This window comes from Nocardia australiensis, assembly GCF_020733705.1.
Taxonomy (GTDB): Bacteria; Actinomycetota; Actinomycetes; order Mycobacteriales; family Mycobacteriaceae; genus Nocardia; species Nocardia australiensis.
The window spans coordinates 54,791-76,415 of the sequence record NZ_JAJFZM010000001.1 but is presented as its reverse complement, the minus strand read 5'-3'; the positions used below and the strand labels follow the sequence as shown (position 1 = coordinate 76,415).

Genomic DNA, 21,625 nt, shown 5'->3' with positions numbered 1-21,625 from the left:
AGCTGACTATGCGACGGTGGCGCCGGCGCACGCCGATTCGGCAGTGGCTTGGAACTCTGTCGGTGGCGTGCGGCATCATCTGTGCACGCAGCCATCCACAAATTCGCTCGGAGTGCCCCATGCCGTCCTCTAGGACTAAACCACAACCCTTGTCGGACACTGAGATTCAGCAGATCGCCACGGACATAGCGGGCGGCAGCCCGCCGATGGTGTGGTTCACCACTGCCGCGGTAGGCGTACCGGCGGGGCGATCAGGGAAGGTGCTCGAACTGGACGACCCCTCCGTCGGAGACTTCCTGCGGGTCCGGCCGACCGGGTCGAAGGATGTACTGTCCTTTTCTCCTACCGAAGTGACGTTGACCAAGCCGCCCCGCGCGGCGACCGCTACTCCGGCTCAATCGAAGTCGGCAACCAGGAAGGATTCCACCGTGACCCAGCCGTCGACCGCGGCACCGTCCGCCCCGTCCAGCAATGGCGCCCCATCGTCGAATCAGGGGTCCGTAGGCACGGCGACACCGGTGGCTTCCGGGCCTGCCGCCACGGGAACGAGCGCCGCCGACAACGCGAAGCCCGCCGCTCCCAAGCAGCCCGCCGCGGGCGCGGCAGCGCCGAAGCCGGCGACCAAGGCGACCGCCGCGCGCAAAACCAAGGCTCCTGAGGTCACGGTGACGTTGACCGGGACCGCTGACGGCGAATGGTCGGTCGATGTGATCAGCGGCAAGAAGCGCGCCGTGCGCGGGTTACCGGTGGCCAGTTCGGCGGTGGCGCAGGCCGCGAAGGTGCTCCATCCGGAGGTGGCCGAGGTGGTAGCCGGAATTCTGGAGGCGGCACGGGAGGTGCAGGAGGTAAAGGTCGCCCAGTTGGCGGCGGAGTTGGAGGAGGCCAAGCGCCTGCTCGAGGAGCTGTCGGACTGATCAGACCGCAGTACTCGCCGACCGGCCTACGGGGCGCCAATTCCGGTGCCCCTGGTCGGGAGCACTGTGACGCACATCGTCGGAGAACGCGTAACCGAGCGCGTACTCCTTGGCGTGATACATCGCCAAATCCGCGTCCCGGATGAGGTCGTAGATGCTCGCGTCGTAGCTGCGCGGGTTGCCGCAAGCAATGCCGACGCTCGCCGTGATCGGGATTTCGCCCGCACTGAGCTCGAACGGCCGGACGAACGCGCCGAGCAGTCGTTCGGCGAGCGTCGCCGCGTCCTGCCCGCCGAGCGGTGCGAGCACCACGAACTCGTCGCCGCCGTAGCGGGCCACCACGTCATCGCGTCGGATGACCCGTCGGATCCGTGAGGCCGCGTTCGCGATCAGCTCGTCACCGACCGCGTGGCCGTAGCTGTCGTTGACCATCTTGAAGCCGTCCAGGTCGATGAACAGCAGACTCAACGGTTGCTCCAGCCAATGCTCGTGATTGCGATTCAGCGCGCGCAGCAGCGCGGAGCGGTTGAGTAGTCCGGTCAGCATGTCGTGATCGGCCTGGTACTGCGCGCGCCGCTCGCTGCGCGCACTGCGCACTATCGCGCGTTCGCTGCGCACCAGCACGCCGATCAGCAGCAACGCGAACAGTGACGAGACGACCACCCGATCAAGCGTGTCCAGGCTGGACCCGACCACCGGAACCAGCGAGGCCACGATCAGCGCGACCGCGATGGCGCTGGCGCGCTGGCGGGAGTGATGCGGATGGATACGTCGTGGCTCACCGAGACCGGCCATGGTCGGATGCAGAGCCGCGACACCGACGACCGTGTACGCCACAAGCAATGGCGCAAGCAATATCTCGTGCCCGATCTGCGCGGTACCGACGGTTTCGAGGCTGTAGCCGAGATCGCCGAGCAGGATGGCGATCAGCCCCACATGCAATAGGCGCAGGGATGTTTCCGAGCGGGTCGAGGTGGCGACCGAATGTGAGACCAGCGTCAGCAGCAGCGCGTCGAGAACCGGATAGGTCGCCGCGACCACCGTGTTCACGGTGGTCGCGTGTGATTGCAGGATGGGCGAGATAAGAAACGTCCATGACGCGAGCAGGGTGCCGAGGCCGATGAGCGCGGAGTCGAGCAGTAGGTCGTAGTCGGCGCGGACCTGGCGTGGTCGCAACCACAGCGTCGCCGCCACCCCGATGCCGAAATAGCCTGCGAGAGTGCACAAGTCGTCGAACGGGGTGACGGTGAAGTCGCGCAGTGCGGTGCCTGCCGCGAACAATACGGCCGAGGCGGAGAGCAGGTACCAGGGCAGCGGGCGGGTGGGCCGATATCGGCGCAGTCCGTAACCGATCATGGCCAATGAACCGGCGACGACCACCGTCATGGTGCAAAACGACAACAGTGTCGAATCGATGAAAAGCGAAAGCCCGATTGCGACCGCACTTACCCCGATAATCAGTGCGGACCACCACATTCCGAAGCGGTCCTGCTGGTCTGTCGACTGCTCTTCGGTGGATGTCATCAGCCCCCCTTGGTCGCTCCATCCCCTGTGAACCTGGCCGCGTAGTAGGTTTGTGAATCCTCCACCGCGACTTCGACATTCGCCTCCTGCTCGTCAAGCACTGCCCGAATGCTGTCGGCGAATGAGAACCGAGTGTTGTTGTAGGAACAGATGTCCCACCCCACCGCCGCGCGTTCGGCCACCAGCACCTGGACAATCGATTTGATCATGGCATGGAATGCGGCCCCCTGTCGCGCACTCGCCGAAACGAGGGTGAAACCCGCGTAGTAGATGGCGTTGCGAGCCGCATGCTCCGGATATCGCGCGGCGAAATACTCGGGGCTGATCCACGGCACGGTCTCCAGATGCCGGGTCAACGTGGTGACACCGATGGGTTCACCGGTGTCGTCATGGGCGACGTACTTGAACACGCGCGGATCGCGCATCTCCTCGTAGAACTCGTCACGATGCAGCACCTGCCGGGCGATGGCCATGGTGCGCAGCGGCCCGAATGCCTTCTCGTACAACTCGTGGAACATCTCGATGCGGTCGTCGGTAATGGCGGTCTCGACGGTGACGTGTAGGTCGCTCATCGCCGGGTCCACGGGGTGGTGTGGTAGGCGGCCAGAGCTATCGCGCAGGCCGGTTCGCCCTCGGAGCGGGTTTCGGTTGTGCACACGTGGACCGGGCCGAATCGTTCGGGTCGATGATGGGTCATATCGGCCAGGCTGGTGCGGATCAGCGTTTCGACCTCGGCGCTGGTCTCCGCGTCGTGCTCGACGAAAAGTCCGGCGCCGGAACCGTCGTCGCGCAGTGCCCAGCCGATGCCCGCGGCAGCGCGCTCGCCGATCCCGGTCGCGTGCCGGACGGCGTACACGCAGTAGAGGCGATCACCCCAGGGGATCGTCTTGCGCACTCGTCCGGTGTGTTGCACGGTGGCGCGCGGCGGAATGACCGATGACAGGCGAATCAAGTTGGCGTCACCCACTCCCAGATCGCGCAGTGCGGCATCGAACGCCGACATGGCTGTCGGGCCCACCCCGGTCGCGGCGCCGATCTCGATCGTCAGTGCTGCCCCGGGCGGTCGCCGGTCGTTGTGATCCGGCCTACCGAGGGGCGGGAGTAGTCGATCGATCCACTGCAGCCCGAGTAGGCCGCTGCGTGGGGTCAGATGAATCATAGTGCCCTCCCAAACCTTCCGGCCTATTTTGCAGGCCTATTTTGCGTCAAAATCGACTCTGCGTCACGAATGCCGATCGCGCACCCGGGCGGGCGGAATGCGGTGCTCGGGCGGCGTGTCCCGAAACGTGTGGCCGCGAGTTCCGGCTGGCGAAGCGAATAATGATCGCGCAGACTGTTGCTGAAAAGTTGCGTGGTGGAGTCTATTCGCGCCCGATCGAGCCGATCCACCCTGCGGCGCACCACTTGTCGCGCGACGATTTCGAGGTTTCTGTGGGGGTGACTGAGCGAATGCCCAGATTTTGTGCGCGATTGTGCTGCGGCCGTGAGGCACTATCACCGACAGTAGGTAGTAGCCGACACCATCGGCTGGCGACGAGACAGGTCGCTGCCAACGCGCAGTACCCGCACAACGCATGGCCTCGCTCTACGCCGGTTTCATCGCCCGGAGGGACGCCGCTGTGCCGCTTGCCGATTCACCCACACTCATCTCGATGAACGCCGCCACCCCGGGGCAGCACGCGTCGTCCCTGCAAATCGATGCGGCCTCGACCCTGCGCCTCGACGCGAATCCGATCGACTACGTACTGGTGGCGCTGTACTTCGTATTCGTCATCGGAATCGGCGTGATGGCCAGGCAGCGCGTGTCCTCCAGCATCGACTTCTTCTTATCCGGGCGGTCGCTGCCCGCGTGGGTAACCGGCCTCGCCTTCATCTCTGCCAACCTCGGCGCCGTCGAAATCATGGGCATGTCGGCCAACGGCGCCCAATACGGATTCCCGACCTTCCACTACTTCTGGATCGGTGCGGTGCCGGCCATGCTGTTCCTCGGCGTGGTGATGATGCCGTTCTATTACGGCTCCAAGGTGCGCAGCGTGCCGGAGTTCATGCGCAGGCGCTTCGGCACCGGGGCGCACCTGGTGAACGCGTTGAGCTTCGCCACCGCGCAGGTACTCATCGCCGGTGTCAACCTGTACCTGCTCGGTACCATCGTGAACGTGCTGCTCGGGTGGCCGCTGTGGGTATCGGTGATCGTCGCCGCGGTGATCGTGCTCTCCTACATCACCCTCGGCGGACTGTCGGCCGCGATCTACAACGAGGTACTCCAGTTCTTCGTCATCGTGGCCGCGCTACTGCCGCTAACGCTGGTCGGGCTGCACCGGGTCGGCGGCTGGGATGGGCTGCGCGACAAGGTGACCGCATCGCCGGGCGGTGCGCAACAGCTGGAATCCTGGCCGGGCAATGCGCTCAGCGGGTTCTCGAGCAACTTCCTTTCCGTGGTCGGCATCGTGTTCGGACTCGGGTTCGTACTCTCCTTCGGATACTGGACCACGAACTTCGTCGAGGTGCAGCGGGCGCTGGCGACGCATTCCATTTCGGCGGCACGCCGCACTCCGATCATCGGCGCCTATCCGAAGATGTTCATCCCGTTGATCGTGGTGATCCCCGGCATGATCAGCGCGGTACTGGTGCCGCAAATGGTCGAATACAAGTCCCAGATGGCCGCGAATCCCGATTTCAGCGGGGACGTCACCTACAACCAGGCGCTGCTGTATCTGATGAAAGAAGTGCTGCCCAACGGGTTGCTCGGAGTCGGCCTCGCCGGGTTGCTCGCCGCGTTCATGGCAGGCATGGCGGCGAACGTATCCGCGTTCAATACCGTGTTCAGCTACGACCTTTGGCAGCAGTACGTGCGCCGCGATCGGCCCGACGGCTACTATCTGACCGTCGGTCGGCTGGCTACCGTCGGAGCCACCGTTGCCGCAATCTTCACCGCGTTCATCGCGGGGAATTTCAGCAATATGATGGACTACCTGCAGACGCTGTTCAGCTTCTTCAACGCGCCGTTGTTCGCGACGTTCATCCTCGGCATGTTCTGGAAGCGGATGACACCGACCGCGGGTTGGATGGGCTTGGTCTTCGGAACCGGCTCGGCCATCGTGGTTTTCATACTGCATCAGACCAACGTTTTCGAATTGTCCGGCCAGGGCACGAGTTTTGTCGCCGCGGGCACCGCCTTTGTCGTCGACATCGTGGTTAGTGTGGCAGTCACCCAGGTGACCGTGCCCAAGCCGGCCGCTGAACTCGTCGGCCTCGTCTACTCGGAAACGCCGAAGGAAGTCCGAACCGACCCCGAAGAGGCGTCGCTGCCCTGGTACCAGCGCCCCGTCCTGCTAGCCGGCATCGCCCTTGTCCTTGTCATCGCTCTCAACATCTTCGTCGGATAAGGAGGTCAGCCGATGCTTTTCGACATTCGCACCATCGTCGGCGCCCTGCTCGGCAGCTACGGCGTCATTCTCATCGTCACGGGCCTGGTCCACGACACTGCCGCCGAAGCAGCCAAAACAGGTGGCATCAATGCGAACTTATGGGCCGGAATCGGAATGGCCGCGGTGGCCCTCGCCTTCCTACTCTGGGTCTTACTGCGTCCCGTCGTCCCCACCGCCCCGTCCTCTTCGGTAACCGTCGGCGAAGAAACCACCGAAGAACCCTGATCACACATCGCGACCGGCGTGATTACGTCGGCGGTGAAGCAGTGCGGATTGGAGTGCTTATCGTGGCGGGAATCGAAACACGATGACGGCCCGGTGCCGGGCAGCTGCGCTGTCCGGCACCGGAGGTCGATCTGTGGTGCGTGGCCGGCGGAACCGCTGATCAGCCAGGCGGTTTCGCGGATTGGGTCATTTGCCCTGGAATGGGGAATTGATGGTGGTGAAGTACTGGATTGCGGCGCCGAGGGCTACCGGTGCGGTGATCAGGATTTGGCCTGTGACGGTGCCGAGTGCGCCGATTGCGGCGACGCCGCCGAGGCAGCCGATGGCGGCGGCGGGGATGAACGGGCCGAACATGCCGACGATGGTTGCGGCCGCGACGGTCGCGCCAGCAATGCCGCCGAGGACGCAGCCGACGGCAGCTCCGCCGAGGCCGCCGACCAGGGTGCCGACGGTGGCACCCATGCCGATCGTGCTGGTCATGCGGCTCCAGGCGGCTTGCTCGCGGTCGTACTCGCTCTTCCAGGGCGCCTTGTCTTCGAAGGGGAGCGCGACGGGCTTATAGGTCGCGTGCGCCATGTCGATCTGTGGGGTGAGAGTTGCTGTGCGGTAGGCGATTTCGGCGGTGATGGGAAATTCGAATTCGTCGATGCGCAACCGCAGCGGGGTCCCCGCGACAACGGTGCCGTCGGCCGCCTTGATCTCGAGCGTCCCGTCCTCGACGGTGATCGAGCCCGCATCGGTTTCGATAACCGACGACGTATCGGTGGCGCGGGCGGTGAAGCCGACCGCTGTGGGCTCGACTGCGGGCTGTGGGGTGGCGGCACTCGTGCCCGTCGCGATGCTCACGGCCGCGGTCATGAACGCGGCGGCCAGGGCGAACTTGGTGATCTTCATGTGTATTCGAATCCTCGAGCTAGTGGCATGGCGAATAGACGGCCATACCGTTGACGTTTGGTAGGTCGTATTGGTAACCGCCGGAACGTGTCCCGGCGGATCAGTGCCGGGTTATGTCATGGAGTGAGGCTGTGATGACGCGCGAGCACGGCCGACGACCCCGATGACGACATCGGCGGCGAGGAAGGCGAGCAGACTCAGTCCGACGAGCGGAACAAACCACCCCACCACGAGTGCGGCGGCCAGCAGCGCCACTGCGAGCCATGGTGATACCCGGCGCAACGCGCCCCGGCGTGGCGCGCGGCCCATCGCCCACCGGGAACCGCTGCGCGTCGGCCGCCGGTTCCACCACATGAGGTAGCCGCGCACGATCACCGTGATCAGGCCGATCATCGCGACGAGCAGCAGCAACTGATTGAGCAGCCCGAACATCAGCCCCATATGGAACTGGATGCCCCAATTGGAGAGCTTGGCCATCAGCGGCCAATCGGCATAAGCCAACGCGTCGGTGGTGCTTCCGGTGGCGCCGTCAACGGCCACCGCGTCGACGGTGAATACGCCAGGCACTCGTCGCTCTTTCACGGCGAACGCATTACCGGGCGCGGCCGGAATGCTGATCTCGACCGCTTCGGTCAGGCCCTCGGTGCGAGCCGTCTGATAGGCGCGATCCAGTTGCGCGATCCGATCGCCGGTGCTGGCGGGCGCGGGTGCCGCTGAATGGCCGCCACCGTGGTGTTCGCCGGCCGAATCATGGGATGGCGCAGCCGATCCCGGCAATGCGGTTTTCACCTCCGGGGTCGTCCAGCTGAGCTGCTGGCGCAGTTCGGTGATGTTCGCACCGGCATAGGTCGACCAGGTCATCCCGGTTGCCGACAGCAGCACGACCAGCGGCAGAATCCAAACTCCCACTGCGCCATGCCAATTCACCGCTCGCGCACGTGTGCTTTGGGAGCGATCCGGAATCAGTAGCCAACCGGCCGAATTCCGGTCGCGGCGCACACGGACCCGGCGAAACCACAGCAGTAGACCGCCCAGCGCGATGATCCACAGCCAAGACGCCGCGAGTTCGCTGTATACCCGGCCCGGCTCACCCAGGTGAAGGTCCTTGTGCAGCTTGTCGATCCAGGTGCGCAATGGCAGCGCACCCGAACTGCCGTACACCACGGAATCGCCGACTGGCGTTGCGGTGTAGGGGTTTACGAATACCGCACGTCGCTCGGAGGTGCCCAGCGACGGATCATCGAAGATCACCCGGGTGGTGTCGCGCGCGCCGGGCGCCGGAGCGACAGCCACCAACGCCAGATTCGGCTCGGTGGCGACGGCCGCGGCGACCTGTTCGGACAGCGGCTTCTGCGCACCGCCCGCGTCGACCTGCAATAGATCGCGGGAGACGATCGATTCGAGGGTGGGTGAGATGGCGTAGAGCGCGCCGGTGACCGCGGCGATCAGGATGAAAGGGGCGACAAAGATGCCCGCATAGAAATGCAGCCGCATCACCAGCGGATGCAATCCGCCCCGCCGGGTGGGCTTTCTGGATTCCGGTGGTGGCTCCCCGGATTCGATATCCGGGGGTCTGACGTCGGTAATACTCAAGTTCGATTCGTTTCTCGAGTTCGGGGAACCCGGATGCCGGTCGCCACGTCGTCGACGCCGACCTTCGGGCTCGGCTCGACCACGCGTGCCGCAGCGACTGACAACGCATCGGCGCGTGCGAAAAGCGCGCCGCCGCGTGGGCTGTCATCCGGATGCGCTCGTTCGACGGGCTCGTGCGCGGTGTCCATCGGTGCATCGCATCGACCGATGAATCCGTGGAACGTTGCACCGCACCGGGAATTGATTTCGTGCCACGTCCGGGACACCGTGGACGCGGTGTCGATGGAAGGCACGAAGATCGGTCGCCGGATGGCGGTCGAGGTGGCGGCGACACGCGAGCGGGGTGGCTCATGCATCGGGTAAGGAGATGTCAGAGACGAATCGGGAGTGGCGGCCCGCGGGTGCGCAGTGCTTCCGTGGTGAAGACACGCAGGATGACGCGATCACGATGGGTGTCGCGAAGTAGCGGTGGACCGGCGACCGCGGGTGGGTGGTAACGCATCGGCAGCACGCGCGACAGCACGGCACAGCCGATCAGATAGGCGGCTTCGGCGCCGCGGATCACGACGGCGGCGAGTAGGGCCGCGATGATGTGCGAGGTCAGCATGGCAGCGGTGAGCTGCGCATCGCCGTGATGCAGGTGCCCCGAGCTCCAGCCCATCGTGAGGTGACCGAGTAGCTGACCTCCGACGAGTGCCAGGATCAGACCTGTCGAGGTGTCACGCAGTGGCGCGAGACCGGCGACCAGCGCACCGATTACCGCGGCGGCGGCGGCCAGTAGAACAAGCGTGGTGCCACTCGGCGCCATGCCGCCGGATGCCCAACCGTGCGCCGCGACCGAAATGGCACCCGAGATCGAGCCGGCCGCCGCGCCGCGCAATTGCGCGGCGGTGCTGCGTTGTCCCGCAGCTTTGCGGCCGAACTCGATCTTCACCCGGCGATGATATCCGACGGGTAGCGCATGGGTTCCACGCCCGCAGCTCAGACCCGCGGGCGAAAACCGGAAACCCCACCCGGCGGCGTTGCCGCTATCCGGCGTCGACCTCGACCTCGATTTCGAGCAGCGGTTTGCGCAGCAGCTTGCCGGTCGCGTTGCGCGGCAGTTCGTCGAGGAAGACAACTTCGCGGGGCACTTTGTAACGCGCCAGGTTCGCCTTGACGAAGTCCTTGATCTCCTTGGCGTCACGCTTGGACTCTGGGCTGGCAACCACGAACGCGCGCAACCGCTTTCCGAATTCACGGTCATCCACGCCGACCACCGCGGCCTCGAAAATGTCGTCGCGGCCCGCGATCAGGTTCTCCACCTCGAGCGGGAAGACGTTCTCGCCGCCGGATACGATCATGTCGTCGTCACGCCCGTCGATGTAGAGCAGCCCATCGGCATCGAAATGCCCGACGTCGCCGCTCGACATCATGCCGTCCACCATTTCCTTGGTCCGGCCGTCGGTGTATCCGGTGAAGGCGAAGCCATTGTCGACGAAGATGGCGCCGGTGACATTCGGCTGGATGATCGGCTTGCGGTCCTCGTCGAGCAGCACGATCCGAATACCGACCGGCGCCTTGCCCGCGGTGGTCGGCGCCTTGCGCAGGTCCTCGGGAGTAGCGACGGTCATGACCGCGCATTCGGTGGAGCCGTACAGGTTGTAGAGGCTGTCGCCGAAATAGTCGAGGGTGCGCGTGACGACATCGGGTGCGATCGCCGAGCCCGCCGCGAAGATCACCTTGATGGTGCTCGGGTCGTATTTCCCCAGTACCGCCTCGTCCAGGTCGAGGATGCGCTGCAGCATCGTCGGCACCACGACGAGCGAATCCGCCTTGTGCTTCACGATATTCGCGAGTGTCTGCTCCGGATCGAACCGGCGCTGCTGGAAGACCACCCGATTGCCGAGGGCAAGCCCGAGGGTGAATTGCGAGAGGCCGGTGGCATGGAAGATCGGCGCCGCCATGATCATGGTGCCGTCGTTGGGCAGCGGTACCCGGTCGATGAACTGCGCTGAAGCGAGTGGGCTGACCCGATCACGTGGCGCGCCCTTCGGTGTCCCGGTGGTGCCGCTGGTGAGGATCACCAGGCCGCCGGGCTTCGCGGGTGCGGGCAGCGGCGCCGTGGACTGGCCTGCCGAGAGCGACTCGATGGTCGGGATTGACGGGTCGGCTTTGTCCTTCTCGTCGACCCAGGTGAGCACCCGCGGGATTTCGTCGGGAACCGCACCCATGAGATCGACGAATTCGCTGTCGTGCAGGACCGCTTTGACGTTCTCGCGCTTGGAGACATCGGCGAACTGCGGCTTCGCGAAACCGGTGTTCATCAGCACCGCGCGGACGCCGAGCTTGCCGGTGGCCAGCAGGCTGAGGACCATGCCGCGATGATCGCGGGCCAGCAGTGCGATTACATCGCCGGGCTGTAGGCCCTTCGCCGCAAGCCCGCGCGCCAGCGCGTTGGACTGTTCGTTCAGTTGCCCGAAGGTCAGTTCGCCGCGTTCATCGACGATGGCGGCCGCGTCGGGACGGGTCTGCGCGGCGTGCATGACGACCCCGGCGAACGGGCCGAACTTCAGCACGTTGAACACGGATCGGGCCGCGTGATCGGGTCGCAGCGGATTGAACATCCGCCGCTTGACCATGACATTGACGCCCAGAGCGAGGTCACCCACCCTACGAACGGTGCCTTTCAACGCGGGGAGGGATAGAGACATCGACAACGCCTTCCGCGGTCCACCCACCGGGATTGGGGGGGATGTGGACCGCAACTTCGAGATCCAGTGCTGCTGCTAACGATAGCAAGCATCTTTGACTCGATGTGGTTCGCGTCTCGGTCCGGCCGGTCCGTGGCGCCGTATTCGACGCACCAGCTTGCCGGTGGGATTGCGTGGCAGGTCGTCGAGGAAAATCACCTCGCGCGGCACCTTGTAGCGGAGGTTGTGGCGGCCGTCGGTATAGCCCTCGAACGGTGCTCCGCTGCGGATGAAGATGCATCGCGAATTCCCCGCACGAATTGTCGGATGTCTGTCCACCCGAACGGTAAGGTCCGAACATGCGCACCGTGGTGTTGGCAGCGATCGTTCTAGTGGCGGCCGGTTGCGCGTCCGCGGACCGGCATTCCCACGGCGCCGCGAATTCGACTCCGGCGCGGGCGAACGCCGCCGCACCGGGAGACTCGCTCGCGCAGATGGTGGCGTGGGTGCGTGCGGGTGCGCCGGGGGACGAGGCGCGGTATCGGACCGCGCACTTGGACGACGGTTCGGTCACCGACCTCGAGAGTGACCGCGCGTTCACGAGCCCAAGCGGAAAGATCAGCTGCACAAGCGATTACGAGGAGGGTAGCGAAGGGCTGGACTGCCTCGTCGATTTGGCTGATCCACCGCCCAAACCGGCCAAGCTGCAAGGTAATTGGACAGGTGGGTGGATAAACTACACCGGTGACGAGGCGAACATCGGTTCTCTGCACGGAGATCCTGGCCCGTTCATTCGCGGGCGTGGCCCCGAATTACCTTATGGCAGTACGGTTGTGGTGCGTGAATACGCGTGTCGCAGCGAATCTTCGGGGGTGACCTGCGTGAATCCGAATGCGGGCTCGGGCGTGCGGATCAGCGATGCGGGGGTGGTGGCGTTCGGCTGTCTGCGCGAACGGCCGGTTCCGTCGAACCGCAACGTGGGCAAGCTATTTCACTGCTAGTCAGCGCCGGGCGGTGGCCAGTGCGACCAGTAGCGGCACCACTCGGTTCGGCGGCACCTCGAAGCGTCCTCGGCCGACAGTGTGCACCCAGCCGGTGGCAGCGAGGTGACGCAGGTGGTTGTAGATCTCTCCGGAAGAACCGACCTCATCGAGGTCCGACAGTTGCGCCGCGGTCCGGCTACCACGGATGATTTCGCGCAGCAGCCGCAGTCGAATCGGGCTGCCAAGGGCGGCAAGACAATCGGCCGCCTCGTCCCAGTCGTAGGCGACGATGTCGTCGGTGGTGAACTGCACCTGCCATCCGAATTGCTCATCGCTCGGCAGTCGGCCCGACCCGACGAACATCACCCCGCCCGTGCGTTCGTCGGCGGCCGCGAATTCCTCGTGTAGTCGCGTCAGCGCCCATTGTTCCGGCGACGCCGACTCGCTTGCCCGCCCATGGCCGCCGCTCTGGGCGATCTCTACGGCCGCGAGTCGCCGTTCCAGCTCCGCCAGTCGTTCTTCCAGACTCACCCCCGCAAATCTACGGACCCGCACCGCACCCGGCGCAACTGGCCTCGGCGCGGGTCGGGGCCGGCGCAGTCGGACGGTCCCTTCGCTACCCATGCTGGCCACCATCGGGGCCTGGGTGAACGCGAACCGCTGCGAGTCGAAGACTCGACCCGCACCGGTTCCGCGTTGTCCGACTTGCTATTTCAGCTCGGCGCTGGTCTTGCCGAGGACCCGCCGCGCCACGATGAGCTGCTGGATCTGCTGGGTGCCCTCGAAGATATCCAGGATCTTCGAGTCACGGCCCCACTTTTCGAGCAGGGTGCGCTGCGAGTAGCCGATGGCGCCGGCCAGCTCGACCGCCTTGAGGGACACGTCGGTGCCGGTGCGGCCCGCCTTGGCCTTGGACATCGAGGCTTCCACGGAGTTCGGCTTCTTGTTGTCGGCCATCCACGCGGCGCGCAGCGACAGCAGGTAGGCGGACTCGTAGTCGGCTTCCATGCGCAGGAATTCGGCCGCGGCGGCGTGTTGATTGTTGGCCGGGGTGTCGTAGGAGATCTCGACACCCGCGTCGGTCAGGATGGTGCGCAGCTCCTCGAGGGCCGCGCGGGCGACGCCGACGGCCATCGCCGCGACCATTGGGCGGGTGTTGTCGAAGGTCTGCATGACCCCGGCAAAGCCCTTCTCCACGTTGACTTCCGGGCTGCCGAGGATGTTGTCCTCGGGAATTCGGCAGTCCTGCAACAGCAGCACGGCGGTATCGGACGCCTTGATGCCGAGCTTGTGCTCGAGTCGAGCCACCGAAAGCCCCGGGGCCTCACGCGGTACGACGAACGACTTGATCGCTGCGCGACCGAGGCTGCGGTCCACCGACGCCCACACCACGATGTGTGTCGAGCGTTGGCCCGCGGTCACGAAGATCTTCTCGCCGTTGAGGACCCACTCGTCGCCATCGAGCACGGCGGTGGTGGTGACGGCGGCGGAGTCGGAGCCGAAGGACGGCTCGGTGATGGCCATCGAGGCCCAGACCTTGCCGAAACGCTCGAGCTGCTCGTCGGTGGCGACCGCCGCGATGGCCGCATTGCCCAGACCCTGGTAGGGGATCGAGAGCATCAGGCCGACGTCGCCCCACGAGGTCTCCAGGGCGTTGAGCAGCGCGGACATGTTGCCGCCGTTGCTGTTACCGAGCAGCTCGGTGGCGTGGCCGTTGTCGTCGGAGCGACCACCTGCCGCGCCGCCGATCTTCTGGGTGCCGGAATCGGCGAGACCCTCGACCATCGCGGCCATGGCGTCGAGCTCGACCGGGTAGTCGTGCTCGGCCAGGTCGTACTTGCGCGAGATCGGACGGAAGATCTCCTTGGCGACCTGGTGGGCCTGGTTTGCGCTGGCCCGCAGCTTCTTGGGTAGTTCGAGATTGATCATGTTGATGTCTCCTGTGGTTATGCGGGACACCCGCACCCGGTCGGCAGCATGATCGCCTCGCGATGGTGAGTCATGCCGCCTCCTGGAAGTTGAGGAACCAGCCGATTAGATGAGCACGACACCTTCGGCGATGCCGATGGCCCGCAGGTCGCGGTACCAGCGCTCGACCGGGTGTTCCTTGGTGAAGCCGTGGCCACCGAGCAGCTGCACGCCGTCCAGGCCGATCTGCATGCCCTTGTCGGTGGCCAGCTTCCGTGCCAGCTGTGCCTCGCGAGCGAACGACAGTCCCTGCTCGGCGCGTGACGCACCCCGCAGGGTCACGAGCCGGAGACCATCGAGTTCAATAGCGATATTGGCGACCATGAACGCGACCGCCTGGCGGTGGCTGATCGGTTCGCCGAACGCTTCGCGCTCGTTCACATACGGAATCACGTAGTCCAGCACGGCCTGGCCGGTGCCGATGGCCAGCGAGGCCCAGCCCAGGCGTGCGAGACGCACCGCGTCGGCGTAGTCCTCGGCGCGCTGCTCGGCGTCGCCGTCGCCGAGGATGGCGTCGGTGCCGACCGCGACATTGTCGAGGATCAGGCGGCCGAGGCCCGCGGCGCGCAGACCCATACTCGGATCGGCCTCGACGACCAAACCCTTGGTGTCGGACGGCACGATGAACAGGGCCGGGCGGCCATCCAGTTCGGCGGCAACCAGGAACAGCTCGGCGTCCGCGGCGGCGGGTACCAGGCTCTTGACGCCGTTGAGGCGGTAGCCACTCGGCGAGCGAGTTGCCTTGGTCTGCAACGCGAACGGGTCGAACAGGGCGCGCGGCTCACTGATCACGACCGAGGCCTGCGGTACGTTCTCGCCGGTGAAAGCCGGCAGGTAGGTCTTCTGCTGTGCGTCGGTGCCCCACTGCGACAGCGCGACCGCGACGCCGCTCGGCGCGAGGATCGGCAGGGCCAGGCCCATGTCGCCGTGTGCCAGCGCCTCGGCGACCAGTGAGTTGGTCACCGCGCCGCGCTCGGACGCCGCGCCCTCGAGCTCCTCTGGCACGTTGATCAGGGTGATGCCGAGTTCGGCGGCACGCTCCAGCAGGTCGCGCGGCGCCTTCGCGGCGGCATCGGCGTCATACGCGGCGGGACGCAGGATCTCGGCGGCGAATTCCTGCACTGTCTCGACGATCATCCGCTGCTCGTCGCTGGGGGTGAGATCGAAGTAGTCCTTGTTCTTCGTCTCGTTGTCGGCCAGCCGTTTCGGTGCGCCGTTGCCTGCCACCTTGGCGAAAGCGCGGGTGGCGGCGCCCAGCGTGCGGAAGCCGGTCTTGGTGCCCTCGTAGGTGACTCGCTCGATCGGCTTGCGCAGGTTGTACTTCTCGGCGACTCCCGACCCGGTAATGGTCGTCATTACCCGCATGGCCGCGCCCATCCAGTCCCGTTTGGGGTGGTTCAGGCCGACTGCGGATGTGTCTGGACGCCGCGTCGTTGCGCTGTCTCGAGTGCTCATCATCACCTGTTTTCTCGGGTGGGCGGGGTGAGGTAATGCCCCGACTATCTTACTCCTGAGTAAGGCTATCTTACTTTAGAGTAAGAACTGCGTCGAGATGCAGCTTACGCCGCCTATCGGTCTCGGGCTGGACAAGTCATGACCGAGATGAGCAGCCGAATCGGTCGGTAGTGTAGATCGAGTGCCCGAAGCAGCGCCTATGATCGCGGCCGCCATCGCGGACGCCGTAGATATCGCCCGGCTACGCGATCGACTTGCCCAGTGGATGGTCGACAACGGCATCGGCCAGTGGCTACCCGGCGAATACCCGGCGGCGACCGTGGCGGAGGAGATAGTCCGCCGTGAATGGTTCGTGTGGCGAGATAGTCCCGAGATCCTCACCGCCGCAGTGCGTCTCGTCTGGCGGGACCCGGAATTCTGGGGTGCGGACGATACCGGGGCGGGATACATCCACGGACTCATGGTCGCCCCGGAATTCCGTGGCCGCGACCTCGGCTCGCGAATTCTCCAATTCTGTGCGGATCGCACCCGTGCAAACGGCGTCACACGGCAACGCCTGGATGCCGTCGCCGATAACCCGGTGCTCCGAAAGTATTACGGGGCACGGGGTTTCGTCGAGGTCCGCGAGACCGAGTTGCCCCCGCAATTCCACGGCACCAGTCACGTGGTCCTCATGGAGAAGCGGCTGCTGTCGGGGCGGTGACCTCCGGTCAGGTCGACGGAGAGGGCGAGAGTCACCTGGTGAGACGGGTGCGAACTTCGTCGTGGAGCAGGCCGTTGGTGGCGATGGCGTCGCCGCCGTGCGGGCCCGGGCGGCCGGATATCGAGGTGAAGCGGCCCCCCGCCTCGCGGACCAGGATGTCAAGGGCGGCCAGGTCCCACAGTGAGACCTCGGGTTCGGTGGCGATATCGACGGCGCCCTCGGCCAGCAGGCAGTAGGTGAGGAAGTCGCCATAGCCGCGCACGCGCCACACCTGGTCGGTGAGGTCGAGAAAGTTCTCGCGCAGGCCACGTTCGCGCCAGCCGGACAGGCTGGAGAATGCCAGGCTCGCCGAACCGAGCTCGGCGACCGCTGATACCGAAAGCGGTTGCGGCGCACCGGGGTGGAAGGTGGACCAGGCGCCGGAACCGGCCGCCGCCCACCAGCGTCGCGCCAGCGCGGGCGCGCTCACCACGCCGACCACCGGCACGCCGTCTTCCAAGAGCGAGATCAATGTCGCCCAGATCGGCACCCGGCGCACGAAGTTCTTGGTGCCGTCGATGGGGTCGATCACCCACTGCCGCCCGGCGAGCTCCACATCGCCGCCGAATTCCTCACCGAGGACCGAATCACCGGGCCGCTCATGCGAGAGCGTCTGCCTGATCGCCTTCTCCACCGCCAAATCGGCGTCGGAGACCGGTGTCAAGTCCGGTTTCGAATCGACCTTCAGATCCAGCGCGCCGAAGCGTGCCCGCGTGATCGCATCGGCCGCATCGGCCAGCCGCAGGGCGAGTTCGAGATCGGAAGAATGTGCAGCCACACCCCAACCCTATCCATCCGGTGGCCACGCCACCGGACCGGCACACACCCACGATGCGGCCGTGAGTCGGCAGGTCGAGAGTCTCCCGTCGCTGATCGGGTGCGGCTGGTCGGCGACGGAGCCGAGCACTTCACAGATCAGCTACGTATGGCTAGTGGCCGGAGGGGGATGTGCCGCTGATTTCGTTGGGCGTGTCACCGAGGGGGACTTGGGCCAGGATTTGGCCTGTTTCGCTGTTCATGCGGTACACGGTTCGTGTGGCGGGGTCTGTGATGTAGGCGTCGTGTCCGCGCGCGAACAGCGCGGGGCGGGGGTCCTGCCACTTCATCGGTTCTTTCCAGGCGCCGCCGACCGGCCACGACTGCGTGATCTGCGCAGTGTCGGGGTCGACTACGTGGAGTTTGCCGTCGGTGCCGAGGAGCAGTCCTTCGCCGTGCGCTCCTCGGCCGAGGGAGCGGGAGCTGTAGCTGGCGCCGTTCGGCATCGGGACGACGGTGATCTTCTCGGCGACTGTGTCGATGAGCGCGAACTGTTGGGGGAACTCGCGTTCTGCATCAGGGTCGATTTTGTAGTCGCTGAGAATGATGCTGGATTCGTTGCTTCCGGCTTGGGTGGCAAGTGCGGCGTACGCGGCGCCGCCGGGCACCTTGACCCACTTGTTGTCCTTGAACAACAGCGCACCATCGCGGCAGCCGAGTGCCAGGACTTCGCCCTTGGCGACGGCTTCGCCGTGCACGCCTTCGCAGTTTTCGCTCCGGGCGATCTCGTTTCGTTGTGCGTCGAGGGCGATAGCGCCGGGACGCCCTTCCTTGGTACCGAGGGTGGTTACCAGAGTGTCATTTTCGAGCACGACGGAGACACCGTGGTGGGGAGCGGCGGCGGTGTAGACCTCGGGGTCCGGCCGGCCGTTCTCGAGATCGCTGGAATCGAAGATGTTCGTCGTTCCGCTGCCGTCGGTGTAGAGCACTGTCTTACCGCCGTGGACCAGGACGTGTCCGGGAGCTTCACCAGGGAAGGTGATGTCGGTCATCGTTCCCGAGACAGCGTCGAGGAACTCGAACCCTTCCTGGGTGGATACGGCGATATGCCTACTGTCTCCTGCCGGGTTCACTCGGTTGAATCCGTCGAGCGCGACGTCGTGGCGAACTTCCAGAGTGTCACCGTCGAGCACATAGATGCCCCCGTCGTGCGTGATCGCGATGGGATTGTTCACCGCGGCACCGTCGGCACGTGGCTCTGATTCAGCGGAGCATGAACTCAATGCCAACGCCCCTACGAGTAGGGCTGACGAGGCCGTGAGCAGTTGTTTTGTGCGCACTGGAAAGTAACTCCGTTTCCGCAGGTGGGTGATGGGTGATCCGTCGGAATCGACGGTGATCAACGAGGGGTTCCTCCTAAGCCGTCGCTGATCTGGGATGCGTTGAACCGCATCATGTTCAGGTAGGAGTCCGCATCGGATCCCGGTCCGCCGAGTGATTCACTGAACAGGCTGCGGATCTCCACGTCGATGCCGACGGCGTCGGCGAGTACTCGCGCAAGCCGGTCGGGCTGAGAGGAATCGACGAAGATGGTGTCGATTCCGTTGTCGTTGAGCGCGCCGACCAGTGATGCAAGGTCGGAGGCGCTGGGAGAGGCGAGTGTGGTTCCGCTGGGCATGATGGCGCCGATCACAGTGAACCCGTAACGCTGCGCGAGGTAGGCGAAGACGTGGTGGTTCGTGATCAGCTTCCGATCGGTCTCCGGGATGGCGCGAAACTGTTGCTCCATCCGCGCATCCAAGGCGGTGAGTTCGTCCGTGTAGGACGCGGCCTGTTTCCGGATCGCTTCGGCATCGACACGCGGCAGATGCTCGATGACCTGATCGGCGATGAGTTCGACTACGCGAGCAACCCGGGTGGGGTCGGTCCAGAAGTGTGGGTCCATTTGTCCGGCAGTGTTTCCGGAGTTGTACTCGATCGGGTCGACCGCGGCGCCCACTTCGAGCGTGGGAATCCCGTCACGAGATGCTGCCTCGACATGGTGCAGCGCGCCCTCTTCGAGGCCCAGACCGTTGAACACGACAAGATCCGAGGTCTGTAGTGCGTGCGCTTCCTGTGCTGAGATCGCGAACGAGTGAGGGTCCGCGTTCGGCTTCATCAAGACGGTGACGTCTGCTTCTGCTCCGACGATCTCGCCGACGATGTCACCGAGGATGTTTGTGGTCACCACGATGTGGGAGGAGGCGTCGGTCGCCAGGCGACTGCAGCCGCTGAGGCACGTAATGGAGAGCGCGAGTGCTGCTAGCGCGGAAAACAGTCTCACTCTCAACGCCCGACCTCCACCAGTAGGTCGGGCTTCGCGTCGACCGTGAAGGTTCGTGCGGTGCGCAGCCGATCGGCGTAATCCAGTTCGTAGATCACTGACGCGGCGCGATCGGCAAGGTAGGCGCGTGAGGTGTCGAGTCGGATAGGTCCGGGGGTTCCGGCCGGGAGCAGGGGGGCGTCGGCGATCGTTGTCGAATCGGTCAGAGCTGTGGTGCGGATGTGACCGTCGCCGCCGAGGCTGAGGACGAAATCGCCGTTGGCGGGTGAATTCGCTGCGACGACCGGCGCGGTAACGGCGTTCTCGACCGGCACGTAGTTCAGGGTTTGTTCGGAGGCATTGACGTTCCAGACGCCTGCGCCGGCAACTGCTGCGGCTTCATTGCTTCGCGGCCGGTAGTGGAACTCGCGAACTCGTTCGACGTCCTGCTTGGGGTACGGAATCATGAGACTCTGCTCGCCGTCGGGCTTGTGCTTGACCAGGAGGATTCCTTCTTCGCATCCGATCGCGACGCCGCTGCGTAGGATCGCCCATCCGGCGGGCTCGCGACATTCCGCGTCCAGTGCGCCGGAAGGGTTCCCGTGCAGGTCGACCAAAGACACACCTCGTGCGCTGGAAACGAGGAAGCCGTCCTGGTATGGCACGGCGAATGGCACTGCCGCATCGGAGGAGAGTTCGGCGACGACCGTGATGTGCCCGGCTTCCAGACCGCGCCGATCGAGGATCGTGATCTTGCCGTCGGCCGTACCGATCGCGGTGTATCCAGCGTCACCGATGACGCTTTTCATCGGTGCATCCGAGCTGACGGTTCCGACCGATTCGGTTGGCGCGCGGTAGTAGTGGACGTGATCGACGTGATTGACGGTCCACACTCCGGTGTCGATCACCTCGATCGTTCGGTCTCTGTCGCTGACATAGACGAATCGCCCATCCTCGAGGAGGTTGTCCGCGCGAATGCTCAGGGCCACGGTGTTGGTCGTCTCTCCTGCGAGGTCGAGAATCGCGAGTTCGGTGGATCCGCGTTCTGCATAGGCCAGCCCGACTTGCGCGTCGGAAACTTCCTTTGCCCCTTCCACGTATCCATGCGGGGTGGACTTCGGCGCCGGAGATGAGTCCGCAGGAGCGTCCGACGATCCACACCCGGTCAGGGCGGCCACGGCTGCCGCAGCGGCTGTACCGAACGCGATCGATCTGAGAACACGAGAGCGGGCCAGGGCTGAATGGCGGCGCGGCATCGGCGGCCTTTCTGGTTGGTGGCTGGGTGCACGATTCGTTCGGTGCTAGTCAGGCGAGGGAGCGGCTCGCGATATGCCGCCCTGCGGCGAGAACGAAGAAGGTTGCGACGGCGATCGCCGCAATCGACGCCCCAGCGGCACTGCCCAGATGCCATGACAGGAGCACACCTGCGACTGTCGAGAAGGCACCCAGCGCGAAGGCCGTGACCATCACCACCGGGATCCTCCGTGCGACCAGGAGCGCGGCCGCCGACGGCGCGATAAGCATGCCGAAGGACAACAATGTCCCCACGATGTGGAAGGACACCGCGATCGTCACGGTCAGCAGGATGAGCATGGCGATGTTGGTCAGACCTGGTCGCAGACCGAGGGTCTGCGCCTTCCGAGGGTCGAAACTCAGTGCTAGAAACGGTCGGTACAGCGGTATCGAGACGACCGCGATGGCCACGAACGCGACGACGAGTAGAGCCAAATCCTGTGCGCCGATGGCGAGTACGTCACCGAACAGAAACGCCGTGAGATCGGTGGCGAAGGACCTGGAATGCGAGACGATGATGACTCCCAGCGAGAGCATGCCAACGAACAGCAGACCGATACTCGTGTCCTGACCGAACCGGCGACTCTTCCGTAAGCCGTTGACGCCCAAGGCCATCGCTAATGCGCTGAGTCCTGCTCCCACCACAAGACTCCCGCCAAGGACAGACGCGATCGCTACTCCGGGAAGCATCCCGTGACTCATGGCTTCACCGAGGAACGTCATTCCACGCACGATCACCCACACACCCACCAGCGCACTGATCGCGGCGAGAAGGACTCCTCCCACCATCGCCCGCACAACGAACGGGACCGTGAACGGATCGAGCGACTCCAGAAGCATGACCGGCAGCTTAGCGATAATGAGAATCGTTATCGT

21 protein-coding genes are annotated in these 21,625 nt (G+C 65.0%); 5 read left to right on the top strand and 16 right to left on the bottom strand.

The genetic code is table 11. The features are described from left to right. Window positions 1-149 precede the first annotated feature (149 nt). On the top strand, window positions 150-914 hold the full coding sequence (locus tag LKE06_RS00435) for a DUF6319 family protein (protein WP_227996163.1): 765 nt from the start codon (window positions 150-152) through the stop codon (window positions 912-914). Here LKE06_RS00435 and LKE06_RS00430 read toward each other — a convergent pair whose 3' ends face one another. The 3 genes from LKE06_RS00430 to LKE06_RS00420 are packed head-to-tail and all read right to left on the bottom strand — an operon-like array spanning window position 915 to window position 3,597. Then, complete coding sequence (locus LKE06_RS00430; protein WP_227996161.1) at window positions 915-2,438, bottom strand: GGDEF domain-containing protein; 1,524 nt, start codon at window positions 2,436-2,438, stop codon at window positions 915-917. It lies immediately after the preceding gene. Continuing rightward, window positions 2,438-3,010 (bottom strand): polysaccharide deacetylase family protein, encoded by a 573-nt coding sequence (locus tag LKE06_RS00425; RefSeq protein ID WP_227996160.1) that lies wholly within the window; start codon window positions 3,008-3,010, stop codon window positions 2,438-2,440. Before LKE06_RS00425 ends, LKE06_RS00430 begins: the two co-directional genes overlap by 1 nt. After that, window positions 3,007-3,597, bottom strand: a complete 591-nt coding sequence (locus LKE06_RS00420) for a pyruvoyl-dependent arginine decarboxylase (protein ID WP_227996158.1) — start codon at window positions 3,595-3,597, stop codon at window positions 3,007-3,009. The genes LKE06_RS00425 and LKE06_RS00420 overlap by 4 nt, the downstream gene beginning before the upstream one ends. Window positions 3,598-4,090: 493 nt before the next feature. On the opposite strand from LKE06_RS00420, the gene LKE06_RS00415 reads away from it, so the two are divergent. Together LKE06_RS00415 and LKE06_RS00410 are read left to right on the top strand one after the other, a co-directional pair. Then, window positions 4,091-5,824, top strand: a complete 1,734-nt coding sequence (locus tag LKE06_RS00415; protein ID WP_227996156.1) for a sodium:solute symporter family protein — start codon at window positions 4,091-4,093, stop codon at window positions 5,822-5,824. Between the two features lie 12 nt (window positions 5,825-5,836). Continuing rightward, on the top strand, window positions 5,837-6,091 hold the full coding sequence (locus LKE06_RS00410) for a hypothetical protein (protein WP_227996154.1): 255 nt from the start codon (window positions 5,837-5,839) through the stop codon (window positions 6,089-6,091). Window positions 6,092-6,277: 186 nt separating this feature from the next. Here the strand turns inward: LKE06_RS00410 and LKE06_RS00405 are convergent, their stop codons facing one another. The 5 genes from LKE06_RS00405 to LKE06_RS00385 all read right to left on the bottom strand — a co-directional run bounded on the left by LKE06_RS00405 (window position 6,278) and on the right by LKE06_RS00385 (window position 11,271). Further along, window positions 6,278-6,985, bottom strand: coding sequence for a DUF8020 domain-containing protein (locus tag LKE06_RS00405; protein ID WP_227996152.1), 708 nt, complete (start codon window positions 6,983-6,985; stop codon window positions 6,278-6,280). Between the two features lie 111 nt (window positions 6,986-7,096). Then, window positions 7,097-8,578 (bottom strand): PepSY-associated TM helix domain-containing protein, encoded by a 1,482-nt coding sequence (locus LKE06_RS00400; protein ID WP_227996150.1) that lies wholly within the window; start codon window positions 8,576-8,578, stop codon window positions 7,097-7,099. Beyond that, the gene (locus LKE06_RS00395) at window positions 8,575-8,766 is read right to left on the bottom strand and encodes a hypothetical protein (protein ID WP_227996149.1); all 192 of its coding nucleotides are present in this window, start codon (window positions 8,764-8,766) and stop codon (window positions 8,575-8,577) included. The genes LKE06_RS00400 and LKE06_RS00395 overlap by 4 nt, the downstream gene beginning before the upstream one ends. Before the next feature lie 182 nt (window positions 8,767-8,948). Beyond that, window positions 8,949-9,512, bottom strand: coding sequence for a hypothetical protein (locus LKE06_RS00390; protein ID WP_227996147.1), 564 nt, complete (start codon window positions 9,510-9,512; stop codon window positions 8,949-8,951). A 94-nt stretch (window positions 9,513-9,606) separates the two neighbouring features. Next, a complete protein-coding gene (locus LKE06_RS00385; protein ID WP_227996145.1) occupies window positions 9,607-11,271 on the bottom strand; it encodes an acyl-CoA synthetase in 1,665 nt (554 codons plus the stop codon). Window positions 11,272-11,609: 338 nt separating this feature from the next. Between LKE06_RS00385 and LKE06_RS00380 the strand changes: the two genes are divergently transcribed. Continuing rightward, the gene (locus LKE06_RS00380) at window positions 11,610-12,251 is read left to right on the top strand and encodes a hypothetical protein (protein WP_227996143.1); all 642 of its coding nucleotides are present in this window, start codon (window positions 11,610-11,612) and stop codon (window positions 12,249-12,251) included. Here LKE06_RS00380 and LKE06_RS00375 read toward each other — a convergent pair whose 3' ends face one another. The 3 genes from LKE06_RS00375 to LKE06_RS00365 all read right to left on the bottom strand — a co-directional run bounded on the left by LKE06_RS00375 (window position 12,252) and on the right by LKE06_RS00365 (window position 15,662). Next, window positions 12,252-12,764, bottom strand: coding sequence for an ArsR/SmtB family transcription factor (locus LKE06_RS00375; protein WP_227996140.1), 513 nt, complete (start codon window positions 12,762-12,764; stop codon window positions 12,252-12,254). It lies immediately after the preceding gene. Window positions 12,765-12,941: 177 nt separating this feature from the next. Beyond that, window positions 12,942-14,162 carry an acyl-CoA dehydrogenase family protein gene (locus LKE06_RS00370; RefSeq protein ID WP_227996138.1) on the bottom strand — a complete coding sequence of 407 codons (1,221 nt, stop codon included), beginning with the start codon at window positions 14,160-14,162 and terminating at the stop codon, window positions 12,942-12,944. Between the two features lie 105 nt (window positions 14,163-14,267). Then, a complete protein-coding gene (locus LKE06_RS00365) occupies window positions 14,268-15,662 on the bottom strand; it encodes an acyl-CoA dehydrogenase family protein (RefSeq protein ID WP_372477264.1) in 1,395 nt (464 codons plus the stop codon). A 175-nt stretch (window positions 15,663-15,837) separates the two neighbouring features. Here LKE06_RS00365 and LKE06_RS00360 point away from each other — a divergent pair, with 175 nt between their 5' ends. After that, the gene (locus LKE06_RS00360; RefSeq protein ID WP_227996129.1) at window positions 15,838-16,359 is read left to right on the top strand and encodes a GNAT family N-acetyltransferase; all 522 of its coding nucleotides are present in this window, start codon (window positions 15,838-15,840) and stop codon (window positions 16,357-16,359) included. 31 nt (window positions 16,360-16,390) lie between these two features. Here the strand turns inward: LKE06_RS00360 and hisN are convergent, their stop codons facing one another. The 5 genes from hisN to aztB all read right to left on the bottom strand — a co-directional run bounded on the left by hisN (window position 16,391) and on the right by aztB (window position 21,589). Beyond that, window positions 16,391-17,176, bottom strand: a complete 786-nt coding sequence (gene hisN / locus LKE06_RS00355; RefSeq protein WP_227996127.1) for a histidinol-phosphatase — start codon at window positions 17,174-17,176, stop codon at window positions 16,391-16,393. Between the two features lie 151 nt (window positions 17,177-17,327). Further along, on the bottom strand, window positions 17,328-18,389 hold the full coding sequence (gene aztD, locus LKE06_RS00350; protein ID WP_227996125.1) for a zinc metallochaperone AztD: 1,062 nt from the start codon (window positions 18,387-18,389) through the stop codon (window positions 17,328-17,330). 164 nt (window positions 18,390-18,553) lie between these two features. Further along, window positions 18,554-19,483 (bottom strand): zinc ABC transporter substrate-binding protein AztC, encoded by a 930-nt coding sequence (gene aztC / locus LKE06_RS00345; protein WP_227996123.1) that lies wholly within the window; start codon window positions 19,481-19,483, stop codon window positions 18,554-18,556. Beyond that, on the bottom strand, window positions 19,480-20,553 hold the full coding sequence (locus tag LKE06_RS00340; protein ID WP_227996120.1) for a hypothetical protein: 1,074 nt from the start codon (window positions 20,551-20,553) through the stop codon (window positions 19,480-19,482). Before LKE06_RS00340 ends, aztC begins: the two co-directional genes overlap by 4 nt. 208 nt (window positions 20,554-20,761) lie before the next feature. Further along, complete coding sequence (gene aztB, locus LKE06_RS00335; RefSeq protein WP_227996118.1) at window positions 20,762-21,589, bottom strand: zinc ABC transporter permease AztB; 828 nt, start codon at window positions 21,587-21,589, stop codon at window positions 20,762-20,764. Window positions 21,590-21,625 lie beyond the last annotated feature (36 nt).

Excerpts from the sequence above, each read along its gene's own strand:
- LKE06_RS00430 (WP_227996161.1), bottom strand. The coding sequence starts at position 2,438 with ATGACATCCACCGAAGAGCAGTCGACAGACCAGCAGGACCGCTTCGGA.
- LKE06_RS00425 (WP_227996160.1), bottom strand. The coding sequence starts at position 3,010 with ATGAGCGACCTACACGTCACCGTCGAGACCGCCATTACCGACGACCGC.
- LKE06_RS00420 (WP_227996158.1), bottom strand. The coding sequence starts at position 3,597 with ATGATTCATCTGACCCCACGCAGCGGCCTACTCGGGCTGCAGTGGATC.
- LKE06_RS00415 (WP_227996156.1), top strand. The coding sequence starts at position 4,091 with ATGAACGCCGCCACCCCGGGGCAGCACGCGTCGTCCCTGCAAATCGAT.
- LKE06_RS00410 (WP_227996154.1), top strand. The coding sequence starts at position 5,837 with ATGCTTTTCGACATTCGCACCATCGTCGGCGCCCTGCTCGGCAGCTAC.
- LKE06_RS00405 (WP_227996152.1), bottom strand. The coding sequence starts at position 6,985 with ATGAAGATCACCAAGTTCGCCCTGGCCGCCGCGTTCATGACCGCGGCC.
- LKE06_RS00395 (WP_227996149.1), bottom strand. The coding sequence starts at position 8,766 with ATGGACACCGCGCACGAGCCCGTCGAACGAGCGCATCCGGATGACAGC.
- LKE06_RS00385 (WP_227996145.1), bottom strand. The coding sequence starts at position 11,271 with ATGTCTCTATCCCTCCCCGCGTTGAAAGGCACCGTTCGTAGGGTGGGT.
- LKE06_RS00380 (WP_227996143.1), top strand. The coding sequence starts at position 11,610 with ATGCGCACCGTGGTGTTGGCAGCGATCGTTCTAGTGGCGGCCGGTTGC.
- LKE06_RS00370 (WP_227996138.1), bottom strand. The coding sequence starts at position 14,162 with ATGATCAATCTCGAACTACCCAAGAAGCTGCGGGCCAGCGCAAACCAG.
- aztB (WP_227996118.1), bottom strand. The coding sequence starts at position 21,589 with ATGCTTCTGGAGTCGCTCGATCCGTTCACGGTCCCGTTCGTTGTGCGG.